Annotated in this window: 7 protein-coding genes; 2 read left to right on the top strand and 5 right to left on the bottom strand. The window is 39.6% G+C overall.

Annotation, left to right across the window (positions count from 1 at the left end; all coding sequences use genetic code 11):
* Window positions 1–172 precede the first annotated feature (172 nt).
* The 4 genes from repM to JMX48_RS13725 form a co-directional block, all read right to left on the bottom strand.
* Window positions 173–1150: a replication initiation protein RepM gene (gene repM / locus JMX48_RS13740; RefSeq protein ID WP_201538741.1), complete on the bottom strand. Its 978-nt coding sequence runs from the start codon at window positions 1148–1150 to the stop codon at window positions 173–175.
* 307 nt (window positions 1151–1457) lie between these two features.
* A complete protein-coding gene (locus JMX48_RS13735) occupies window positions 1458–2201 on the bottom strand; it encodes a hypothetical protein (protein ID WP_201538739.1) in 744 nt (247 codons plus the stop codon).
* Between the two features lie 178 nt (window positions 2202–2379).
* The gene (locus JMX48_RS13730) at window positions 2380–3993 is read right to left on the bottom strand and encodes a MobA/MobL family protein (RefSeq protein ID WP_201538737.1); all 1614 of its coding nucleotides are present in this window, start codon (window positions 3991–3993) and stop codon (window positions 2380–2382) included.
* Window positions 3994–4030: 37 nt separating this feature from the next.
* Window positions 4031–4333, bottom strand: coding sequence for a zinc-ribbon domain containing protein (locus tag JMX48_RS13725; RefSeq protein ID WP_201538735.1), 303 nt, complete (start codon window positions 4331–4333; stop codon window positions 4031–4033).
* Between the two features lie 247 nt (window positions 4334–4580).
* Between JMX48_RS13725 and JMX48_RS13720 the strand changes: the two genes are divergently transcribed.
* Window positions 4581–4856, top strand: a complete 276-nt coding sequence (locus JMX48_RS13720) for a mobilization protein MobS (protein WP_201538733.1) — start codon at window positions 4581–4583, stop codon at window positions 4854–4856.
* A gap of 245 nt (window positions 4857–5101) precedes the next feature.
* On the opposite strand, the gene JMX48_RS13715 is transcribed toward JMX48_RS13720, so the two are convergent.
* Window positions 5102–5491, bottom strand: a complete 390-nt coding sequence (locus tag JMX48_RS13715; RefSeq protein WP_201538731.1) for a hypothetical protein — start codon at window positions 5489–5491, stop codon at window positions 5102–5104.
* Window positions 5492–5748: 257 nt separating this feature from the next.
* Here JMX48_RS13715 and JMX48_RS13710 point away from each other — a divergent pair, with 257 nt between their 5' ends.
* On the top strand, window positions 5749–6450 hold the full coding sequence (locus tag JMX48_RS13710; protein WP_201538729.1) for a hypothetical protein: 702 nt from the start codon (window positions 5749–5751) through the stop codon (window positions 6448–6450).
* Window positions 6451–6483 lie beyond the last annotated feature (33 nt).

The following is a 6483-nucleotide window of genomic DNA, read 5'->3' as shown; positions in this document are numbered from 1 at the left end:
ACTACATCATAGACCATACGAAAAATTTTGACTGTGAACTATAGTTCTTTTTAAGGTATACCCTAGCGGAACCGACGTAAAAGCCACAAAAACCTATTAACAGACTACCTAAAACAGACCACTATAAGAGAACCGCTTATAACAGACTGTTCTAGGTGGTCAGTTTTTCTCGCTATCTTGAGAAGTCATAGTCTGCTTCATTTCCATCTAAATATTCGCGTATAGGGCGTTTCTTGCTGAATTTGGAGGGATCTTTTTTGATCTCACCAACTATAAAATCACTATACGCTGTCCAGTTCTTACCAGCGTCGCCTTTAGCAAGACCGCTATATGTACTTATAAACTCTTTATGCCGACTGATACGCCACAACTGCTTGTCAGATAGTCCATCAATCGTGAACAGATCACCGTTATTAACATCACGAGACTCAGCTACCTGTCCAGTCTTGGGTTTTGATTTCTCACGAACTACAAATTTGAAGCCTACTATCGTCGTACCTTTTTTTTCTTGGGTATAACTAACTTTTATATCTGTCTTTTCGTTAATTTCTTTTATAGACGACTCTAAAACACGACGTTTGAAATCACTCATGCGTTTGTAGTCATTAACTCCTAGACCAAGCTGCTCTCTGAAAGTCTCTAATTCAAATAACTGAGTTTTTCGAGCTTCGCGCCATTGTATTAGAAGCTCATAAAGTCTTACAGCATATAGGCTCTTTAGTTGTGCCGTTTGTTCTAGAGTATATTTTGTAAAGAACTGCTCAATTCCGTGAATACGCGTGATTTCGTTAACAACAGCAGGGGTAAATATTACCTCTATCGCTCCCTCACCATCAATATATGTAGCTTGACTGATCCAACGTGATTTCACTTTAAGATCACGTTCGTCCATAAAGGTGAAGCGACGCTCAAACAAGTTAGCTTCTGCATCTATAAGTGCCTCATAAGCAGTTTGCTTAGAAACCTCAAAAACTTCAGCATATCTCATGGCGTTTATTCTTAATGGGGTATCAGAGCTAATACCCTTGTTTTGCTCTCTACTATCAATAATAGCTAACTGTATCAGTCTAATTTCAGCAAGTGATAAATTCTGAATCGCTGTATTAAGTCGATTTGATTTTACTACCAATTCGGTTTTATTATTTTTCATAGTTAATACCATTAAAAATATATAACGACATGGTACTATCAAGACGCTTTATAGTCAAATTATTATCTGTCGTCATATGGGTAGGAATTTGTCGTCATATGGGTAGGAATTTGTCGTCATATAGGTAGGAATTTGTCGTCATATAGGTAGGAATTTGTCGTCATAGCCTCTCTGTAGACCTTTATCTGTAAGGTCTGTAGCTAACTTAAAAGCATTTAAAAGCATTTAAAAGCATTAAAAGCATTTTTGGTTGTGGATAAGCATAAAAAACAAAGGGCTATTTTTAATAGTGAATTCAGGAAGTAAATTACTTAAATTTGCATAGCTTTGATTGGCTATAGAACGAACTCTTCTCATCTTCAAAACAGTCTTTGGGATCAATCCTCGCATAGTGACCATCTTGTCCACTTATTTTGACAATGTTATGAGCCACACCAGCCTTTTCCAGATATTGATAATCATCTTGACGTTTTGCTATCTCGCTTTTGCTAGGAATAAACAGCCAAGCTGCTCCAGAGGCTAATGCTAATACCACAACAACCATAACGACCAAAGTTAGTATTAATTGACGGCCAAACTCTCGCTTAACGTTATCCAGCATCTGCTTGGAGGCATCTACATTTAGCTCAGCTATCTTGTCTTTAGTATCGTCAAGGTTACTAGCAACACTGGTAACAGAGGTCTGTATTTTCCCTAAATCTCTATTAAGCAGCTTTGTTGTTTTTAAGAACGTATCACTCGCATCAGTGATGTGCTTAGTGAAGCCTTCATCAATACGCTTGTGATAGTTGTCTTCATTGGTTTTAAAGACGGTTGCAATCTCTTTGTTAATGGCTTCAACAAATTCAGTTTGCAGTAAGGCTTCTTTGTTTTGATAGGTTTTTAACAGTGAAGTCAGTGCCTTTGCCCAATTAGCAATATCTTGCGCTTGTTTGTAGTGCGCATGATGTAAGTTTGAGCTGTCAATCAGCTGCTTATCTATTTTTTTGGTGTAGGTCTCAAGTGCAAGCAATAGGTCTTCTAGTTGGATAGAGAGGTCATTTTGTGGCATGGATCGTTCCTAGTCGCTAGTTATGATGCTATTTGGCCTCTAAATGGCGCTGTAGGCGTTTTTAGGGTGGTTTATACGTTATTGGTACCCTAGCATCAAAATGGCGCTGTGGGATGCCTGAGAAGCATCTGAGGTGATTCTATGCGACCGTCAGTGTCGTTTAGTATTGCTTGTGAGCTTAAAAGCCAGGACTCATGCCTCGGCTGCGGTTGATATCACGGCTATAACCGGTGATTTCAGTAGATACCGTTCGCATTTGGCGCTGGTGTTCGGGGCTAAGGGCGCTTTGTTGTCGATCTTTGATGTCATCAAAGACGCCCTCTAAGGCTTTGGTGTGTGCTTTTCTTGTCGATAGGTCGCTTATGGACTTGATGTGCTCAAGCAGCTGCTTGCTGTGGCTGGTGATGAGGCTGCCAATTTCATGTTGTTCAAGGTCTATAAGCTGTTTTTGGTGGTCAGTGGTACTCGGCTCACTGCGGTAGCGTTGCCATGCGCTCATTTGCTGATCAAGATGCAGGAGGGTGTTCAGGTGTTGGCCAAAGTCGCTTTTTTGGTCGATGATTTTTAGAAGCCTGTGCTGACTTGATAGACCTTGATGCGAGATATGGTCGTGTTGCGCCTTAAAGTCGGCTTCTTGCGCTGCTATTTGGACGCGGTGCTGCTCAAGCTTTTCCTGACGCGCTTCTTTTTGCGCTAATAGGCGCTCACGCTCCTTTTGGTCGGCCATGTCACGCTGTTGCTGAGCAATACGCTCTTTTTCAAGCGCCTCAGCGGCATCGATTGCAACCTGGCGCTGAATACGCACCTGTTTGACGCGCTCAACCACTGATTCAGCTTGCTCTAGCTCGTCATTGCTCACGTTACTGGGTTTATATTCAGGCGTAGGCGCTGCTGGGACGATAAATAACTTACTTTCACGCAGATCGGCAAGTTCGCGTGTCCGTACTAGACGGTTGCGCTCATTGGTCATCAGGTTAATCTTACCTCTGATTGTGGCCGGTGTTTCGTCTATCTCGTAAACCTCACCTTTCTTGTTTGCTTGTTCTGCTTTTTCTCGCTCACTCTCGTATTTGTCACGCTCTAGCTTGGTTGCAACGCTACCCATCTTGATTTGCGGCTCAATATCTTTGCCTTGATCGGCATAGCTGCGCGAATCAATCAGCTCATGGTCATACTCGGCCAGTTTCTCATTAGCGATCTGCTCCCACAGTTGCCGTACTTCTTTGATTTCAACATTGACGCGCTCCATGCCAAGCTCACGCCGCTTATTATCGGACAGCTCAATGGTCGCCTTATCGGTCAGTACAATCTCATTATTATCGTCAAGCTTAGCGGTACGCGTGGTAAACATGATATGGGCGTGGAAGTTTCTAGGATCAGCCCCTCGCTCAATCTCTCTTTGTGTAGGCTTGTGAATGGCGCAATCGGCAATCGTACCGTAACGATCCGCAAGCGTTTGGGCGAACTGGTGCGCGATGGATTTTCGGTCTTGCTCGCTTAACTCATGCGGCAGATTAACCAGCCATTCGCGAGCCACACGCGCATCTTTACGCTTCTCGGCAGCCTCTGCCTTATTCCATAAATCGCTGCGTGAAATATCAGTATAAGCAGAAGCCAATGCTGTCGGTAAAATGATATCGGCACTCATAACGCCTGATCGTTTAGAGTAATCATGCGTCTTACCGTATCGCTTATCGTCAAGCTCAACACCAGCGCGATAGCTCGCAGAAGCAACGGCACTTTGTCCATTACTGCGAGATATTGATTTGGTCGATGCGATAAAAATAGCCATTTCTATAAGCTCGGGGTTTTGGTTTTAATAAATATTATTATTTGTCTTTTACTCGATTTGCTAACTGCGCCATGTGTCTTTTTTGCTCTTCTTTAATTGCCTGAATATGACAACGACAGATTTGACAACGTACAGCCTTTGATTTTGTATTTTTACCTAGTTCTTCATACCAATATTTCTGTTCTTCCGCAGACCATATAACTTCCTTTCGGCAATCCAAACATGAATACACTACATCATAGTAATATTTAGGTGCTGCTCCATAAGTATTCTCACTAACGCCCCATCTTTTTGGATTTACAAGTAGTCGATTTTTATTCTTTGTGCGTGTGTATTCCAATTTTGATACTCCTTAATTAGTAAAAAGAGCTCTTTCTGTTTTTGGGGGTGTGGGGGCTTGCCCCTGCCGATGTTTTGATTTTATAAATGGTTGACCGATAGGGATAAACATTTGTAAAGTCGAAAACTCGCACTTAGTCAGTGGGACTAAACCATCCGTCAAATAACTATATCATAAACTGTTGTTAGGTATTGGCGAAATTGCTATAGTTAGATAGATGAAAAAATCGATAATTTAAGGAAGGTTTATGAGCTTACTTGGTGGTAATGATTTAAAAGAACAGCAGAAGATTAATGAGCTTGAGCTTAAGATAAATAGGGAGAAACAGAAGTTAAATAAGAAACTGACACGGCAAAAAATACTACTGGGTGCTTTTCTTGTAGATGCGTTAGAGAATGATTCAGTAGAGGGTTTAAAAGAATATACGGCTGATAATTTGCTGGATTTTTTGAGCAGACAGACGGATAAGGAGTTGATGGTAGACTTAGTGAAGGAGCTTAGGAGTAAAGCATCGGCTATATAATTAGCATTCTCTCGTCTATCATTCTAAATTGTACGAAATTAATTGACCACAGACTTTGATTATAAGGTATGAACCAGTGAAAAATGACTTCCAACGTCGTTTGTCATAACGTCTGTTATTGGAATAATGGCTGCTATCTAGTGAGGATTTGAATATTCAGCTGTGTGCTAATGTCATCGGCGCTTTGACTCACTGAAATATTTACAGTGTGAAGGTTTTTAATAAAGCATTACAGTTAAATATATTTAAAGCCCTTTAAACAAGGGGTTTTCTTTCAGTAAATAGTCATTATCACGTAAAGGGATTTTTCCCCAGAAAATTCTCATAATATGAGTAAACCTATCGTAATATTCTGTTAACTCTTCTATATCTATATTTTCTACACTCCAACCATCATATGGGTTTAGAGTTGAAGAAAATGCTGTTTCAATTGATCTTCCTAAATAATAAACATCTGCCATCACCGTCTTGTCTACAGTTTCCTTATTTTCAATGTCTTTAATAATATCTAGTAAAAAGATTTCCAGATCCCAATATTTATCAACGTCCCAAACAAAATCATTCTTTAATGTATTAGTAAAGGATTCGTGACCCCAAAGATACGTTCGTATGTTAGCCTTCATTTCAATGTCCATTTTTTTACAGAACCTGCCATAATTATTGAGAATATAGCTTACAGTTCGCTGTCTGTATAGCGCACTCAACTAACTTAATGATTTCATAACTGCCGAACTGATTGAATCAGTTCGGTCCCCTAGTGAGGACTTGAATATGCGGCTGTAGACTAATGGTATCAAGAGTTTGATTTTTTAGATAATTATAGTGTACTTCACGGTGTACTTTCTGAGCAGCTGATGTTGTCAAAATCAAGGCAAGGCGGAGTATCTAAATAGTGACAAGTGTAAAGACTTTAAAAGTGCTGTCTATAATAATTATCCTAATATTCTTAGCAACCTTGCTGCCTAAATGTGAAACCAGTAGTAACTATTTTTTGAAAATTCATAAAGAGAAAGTTGAACGAATCAGTGGCAATGAGGAGGATTGGGCTATAAACATAGAGGGAGATAAATACTATCTTATTACTCATGATATCTATCAAGAGTATTACTCCATAATCGAAAGTGCTCCTCAAGATTTACTGAGTTCTGAATATTATATGTTGAATGCTAGTACCAACGAGAAGATGTATCCTCATAAAAATATGTATGTGCTGACTAAAGAAGGGTTAAAAAAGACAGATAAAATTCCAGAATTTAATTTAGGAAGTAACGCTGTTAGGTATAATAATACTATTTATTATCTGCTTGAAATGCCTGTAGAAGAGTCATTAACGAATTGTATGGTTTATAACATAGATAATGATGTTGCCGAAAAAGGATCATCAGGTATTAATACTACTTATACTTATTTAGCACGTTTTGACAAACCCAACAACCGATTCATTATTGATTCATCAGCGGCCTATTTATTAAGTGACTTTAATAGAAATCAACGAGCTATATGGGCAGAGCAGACAAACAATCCTAACTCTAAACGTAGAGATTATAGGCACTACATCATAGACCATACGAAAAATTTTGACTGTGAACTATAGTTCTTTTTAAGGTATACCCTAGCGGAACCGACG

The organism is Psychrobacter immobilis (assembly GCF_904846225.1).
GTDB classification, from domain to species: domain Bacteria; phylum Pseudomonadota; class Gammaproteobacteria; order Pseudomonadales; family Moraxellaceae; genus Psychrobacter; species Psychrobacter immobilis_F.
Note: the sequence above shows the minus strand (reverse complement) of the source record. Positions and strands in the feature narration are given on the sequence as shown.

What these genes read in the sequence shown, in the direction of transcription:
- repM (WP_201538741.1), bottom strand. Translation starts at nt 1,150, where the DNA reads ATGAAAAATAATAAAACCGAATTGGTAGTAAAATCAAATCGACTTAAT.
- JMX48_RS13735 (WP_201538739.1), bottom strand. Translation starts at nt 2,201, where the DNA reads ATGCCACAAAATGACCTCTCTATCCAACTAGAAGACCTATTGCTTGCA.
- JMX48_RS13730 (WP_201538737.1), bottom strand. Translation starts at nt 3,993, where the DNA reads ATGGCTATTTTTATCGCATCGACCAAATCAATATCTCGCAGTAATGGA.
- JMX48_RS13720 (WP_201538733.1), top strand. Translation starts at nt 4,581, where the DNA reads ATGAGCTTACTTGGTGGTAATGATTTAAAAGAACAGCAGAAGATTAAT.
- JMX48_RS13715 (WP_201538731.1), bottom strand. Translation starts at nt 5,491, where the DNA reads ATGGACATTGAAATGAAGGCTAACATACGAACGTATCTTTGGGGTCAC.